At 68.3% G+C, this 2,933-nt stretch carries 1 protein-coding gene; it reads right to left on the bottom strand.

Going from position 1 to position 2,933, the window contains the following annotated elements; translation table 11 throughout:
* On the bottom strand, positions 1 to 2,858 hold a 2,858-nt coding region (locus AC27IQ_RS21595), incomplete at its 3' end, for an efflux RND transporter permease subunit (protein WP_487090734.1).
* Positions 2,859 to 2,933: the final 75 nt, after the last annotated feature.

Genomic DNA, 2,933 nt, shown 5'->3' on the forward strand with positions numbered 1-2,933 from the left:
GCGAACTCCACGATCAGGATGGCGTTCTTGGACGACAGCCCCACGGTGGTGAGCAGCCCGACCTGGAAGTACACGTCGTTGGACAGCCCGCGGATGCCGATGCCCAGCAGCGCGCCCACGATGCCGAGCGGCACCACCAGGATCACCGAGAACGGCACCGACCAGCTTTCGTACAGCGCCGCCAGGCACAGGAACACGAACAGGATGGACACGGCGTACAGCAGCGGCGCCTGCGAGCCCGACAGCCGCTCCTGGTAGGAGGCGCCCGTCCATTCGTAGCCGATGCCGGGCGGCATTTCCTTCATGATGGTTTCCACCGCGTCCATGGCCGCGCCGGAGCTGACCCCCGTGGCCGCGTCGCCCACGAATTCGTAGCTGGGGCTGCCGTTGTAGCGCTGCAGCTGGGGCGAGCCGTAGGTCCAGCTGGTGCTGGAGAACGCCGAGAACGGCACCATGAGGCCCTGGCTGTTGCGCACCGTCCAGGGCGCGATGTCCTGCGGCAGCATGCGGTAGGGCGCGTCGCCCTGCATGTACACGCGCTTGACCCGGCCCTTGTTCAGGAAGTCGTTCACGTAGGTGCCGCCGATGGCGCTGCCCAGCGTGTTGTTGACGTCGGTGGTGGCCAGGCCCAGGGCGCCGGCCTTGGCGTCGTCGATGGCCACGCCCAGCTGCGGCGTGTCGTCCAGGTTGTTGCTGCGGGTGTTGGACAGCTCGGGCCGCTGGCCGGCCAGCTGCAGCACCTTGTCGCGCGCGGCCACGAGCGCGTCGTGGCCCAGGCCGTTCAGGTCCTTGAGCTGGAAGTTGAAGCCCGCATTGGCGCCCAGGCCGCGCACGGCCGGCGGCAGCACGACGAAGATGCGCGCGTCGCGGATCCTGGACAGATCGCGCGTGGCCTTGCGGGCGATGGCGTCGGCGCTTTGCGAGGCCAGGGGGCGCTCGCTCCAGTCTTTGAGGCGCACGAAGCCGCGCGCCGAACTCTGGTCGCCGTTGGAGCCGGTGATGGAGTTGAAGCTCACCACGTCGGGCTGCGCGGCGAAATACTTCTGCACCTCGGCCATCACCACCTGCAGGCGGGTGTTGGAGGCGCCCGGGGGCAGGGTGATCTGCACCTGCACGGCACCCTGGTCCTCATTGGGCAGGAACGAAGTGGGCAGGCGCATGAACAGCACGGCCATGCCGCCCACGATGAGCGCATAGACCAGCATCATCCGCCCGCCGCGGCGCACGATGCGGCCCACGCCGCGCTGGTAGCCGTCGGCGGTGCGGTCGAAGCGGCGGTTGAAGCCGGTGAAGAAGCGGTCCACCCAGCCCAGCACGCCCCGGCGCGGCGCGCCGTGCGGGCTGTGCTGGCCCTGGGGGATGGGCTTGAGCAGCGTGGCGCACAGCGCCGGCGTGAGCGTGAGCGCCACCAGCACCGACAGCACCATGGCCGAGACGATGGTGATGGAGAACTGCCGGTAGATCACCCCCGTGGAGCCGCCGAAGAACGCCATGGGGATGAACACCGCCGACAGCGTGAGCGCGATGCCCACCAGCGCGGGCGTGATCTCGGCCATGGACTTGCGCGTGGCCTCCTTCGGGGGCAGGCCCTCCTCGCTCATCACGCGCTCGACGTTCTCCACCACCACGATGGCGTCGTCCACCAGCAGGCCGATGGCCAGCACCATGCCGAACATGGTCAGCGTGTTGATCGAGTAGCCCGCCACCGACAGCACGCCGAAGGTGCCCAGCAGCACCACGGGCACCGCGATCGCCGGGATCAGCGTGGCGCGGAAGTTCTGCAGGAAGATGTACATCACCAGCACCACGAGCAGCATGGCCTCGACCAGCGCCTTGACCACCTCTTCGATGGAGGCGCTCACGAAGGGCGTGGTGTCGTAGCTGGTGAAGGGCTTGAGCTGGTACGGAAAGAACGGCTGCAGCTCGGCGATCTTGGCGTTCACCGCGTTGGCCACCGCCATGGCGTTGGCGCTGTCGGCCAGCACCACGCCCATGCCGGCGCCGGGCTGGCCGTTCAGGCGCGAGGTGATGGTGAGGTTCTCGGCGCCCAGTTCGATGCGGGCCACGTCTTTCAGGCGCACGATGGCGCCGTCCACGGTGGACTTGAGAACGATGTTCTCGAACTCCTCGCGCGACTGCAGCTTGCTGCGCGCGGTGATGGTGGCGTTGAGCTGCTGCTCGCCCACGGCGGGCAGGGCGCCCAGCTGGCCGGCGGAGACCTGGGCGTTCTGCGCGTTGATGGCGTTGCCGATGTCGGACGGCATGAGCGCGTATTTCTCGAGCTTGGCCGGGTCCATCCACACGCGCATGGCGTAGGGCGTGCCCAGCGTGGCCACGTCGCCCACGCCGTCGATGCGGCTGATGACGTCCACCAGGTTGCTGGAGATGTAGTCGCCGATGTCCACCTGCGTCACGCTCGGGTCGGGCGAGGTGAAGGTGACGATCATCAGGTAGTCGTTGCCGCCCTTGGTGACGGTGACGCCCCGGCTCTGCACCGCGGGCGGCAGGCGCGACATGGCCTGCTGCAGTTTGTTCTGCACCTGCACCTGCGCCACGTCGATGTTGGTGCCGGCATTGAAGGTGAGCGTGGTGCGCGAGCCGCCCGAGGCATCGCTGGTCGAGCCCATGTAGATCAGGTTGTCGAGGCCCTTCAACTGCTGCTCGATCACCTGCGTGACCGATTCCTCCACCGTCTTGGCCGAGGCGCCGGTGTAGGTGGCGCTGATGGACACGCGCGGCGGCGCGATGTTGGGGTACTGCTCCAGCGGCAATGTCTTGATGGACATGGCCCCCGCCAGCATGATGACGATGGCGATGACCCACGCGAAGATGGGCCGGTTGATGAAGAACTGTGCCATGGCGGGCGGTCCTTCAGCGGGCGGCCGGGGCCGCAGCGCCGGACGCCGCGGGTGCCGCAGCCGATGCGGCCGGTG

The organism is Acidovorax sp. KPB24-07 (assembly GCF_057543315.1).